This window comes from Mucilaginibacter sp., from assembly GCF_036383575.1.
In the GTDB taxonomy this organism is placed as follows: Bacteria; Bacteroidota; Bacteroidia; order Sphingobacteriales; family Sphingobacteriaceae; genus Mucilaginibacter.
Genome location: NZ_DASVOB010000506.1, coordinates 1 through 1,734 on the forward strand (window position 1 = coordinate 1; position 1,734 = coordinate 1,734).

Annotated in this window: 2 protein-coding genes; both read right to left on the minus strand. The window is 43.3% G+C overall.

Annotation, left to right across the window (positions count from 1 at the left end):
- Nucleotides 1-489: ATP-binding cassette domain-containing protein (locus tag VF500_RS17955; protein ID WP_330860998.1), on the minus strand; the 489-nt coding region annotated here is incomplete at its 3' end.
- A gap of 3 nt (nt 490-492) precedes the next feature.
- Nucleotides 493-1,734 (minus strand): DUF5687 family protein (locus tag VF500_RS17960; protein WP_330860999.1); only part of this gene is annotated, 1,242 nt, incomplete at its 5' end.

Below are 1,734 nucleotides of genomic sequence, written 5' to 3' on the forward strand. Positions count from 1 at the left end.
GATATTGGCAAAGGGCTCGTCGAGCATCAATAACTGAGGCTCCTGTAATAAACATGCTGCTACGCCAACTTTACATTGGTTCCCTTTTGATAGGTCGCGGATGTATTTACCTTTTTTCAGGATCTCGCCGTTAAAGAAATCTGTTAGGCTAACCAATACCTCATCAACATGCGCACGGTTGAGGCTGTGCAATCCTCCTATGAAATAAAAATATTCTTCGGGGGTGAGATAGTCTATGAGGAAACCTTCGTCGAGGTAGGCAGCGGTATAATCCTTCCATTTTTCATGACCGGCCACAACTTCGCCATTGGATAGGATCTCGCCGCTTTCGGCGCGGATCAGATCGAGCACCATACGGAACAGCGTGGTTTTGCCCGCGCCGTTGTTGCCCACAAGGCCAACGCTTTCGCCTTTGTTAATTTGCAGGGCGGGTACATCTACAACGGTAACACCGTTATAGATTTTTTTAAGATTTCTTACTTCAATCATAGGTTATTTATTTCTGAAGCCTTCGGCAACGGTATAACGTTTTTGCATAAAATCCTCTTCCAGTTTTTTAACCCAAAAATCGCGGGTTAAAATGAATATGATACCTGTCGCAGCCAGCATAGCCAGGCCAATATCTGCATGTTTAAACAGGGAGAATGGAAGGTAAATGATATATGGCGTGATCATCAGCGGGAACGAGATCAGTAACTGTGTAGCGCCTACACCTTCCCAGTTAAATGATGCTCCTTTTGAAAGATCAATTCTTTTGGCGTTACGGTTGGCAAAAAACAACACGATAGTTGTATTAATGCCGATGTTCCATAGGTACATGACAAAATGAACTAAAACGATGCGCCAGCCAAAATAGGCGTATGGTGTAGTGAGGATAAAGGCAACGGTCGACACCATAGTGAAAAGCAGGTGTTTTGCCTTTAAAAAGTCGCGAAAGTTGATCTTGCTTACCAAAATGCCGTCAAAATGGGCTGCTTGCCAGCTGTACATGAACTGACCGTAATTGATAATGAAGATACCAGTCATAAACATCCCCACAAAAATATACCAGGTTTCACCGTAGTGACTGTTGGTATAAAATATGAGCCCGTAAAACATAAAGAACAGCCCCATAACCAGGGCCGAGCGCGGTCGTTTATTACGGAAGATCAATTTGAGTTCGTTAGCCACCAGATCGCCAACCTTACCGAAACGGCTTAAGAGCGGAAACTCTGTACTGCTTTTATAGGCTGATGCTTTGCGTGAGCTTAACTCTTCGAGGTAAAGGTTTTGCTTTAAATAGGCAAAATTGATATAATACATAGCTATAGCAAGCACAACAGGCAGCAATACAAATACGGGTTTGCTAAGCAAATGACCGAAGTATAAATAAGAGATATTACGTACCGAGTACAGGTGAAAACGAAAATCGCCGGTGATAATAAGCGCCAGCACTGCTACGAAAATCAGGAAAACCCAGCCATTCAAATTAGCCTTACGTTTAATAAACAGGGCAAGGTAATTGTTAAAAAGCATAAAGCCCAAAATGGCCACTATAAAAGCCAATGCCGATAAAGTACCCGAATCGGTAAGCACCACCTTTAAAACAAAAGGCACAAAAAGTATAATGGGCCATAGGTTAAAAACCGAAAGCATGGCTGTGAAGGCCAAATAGCCAACAAGCGTATTACGTTTTACTGGTAGATGCAGGTACGGCTGTACCCTTAAAGTGGGCAGTTCCTGCAGCTGCATGCG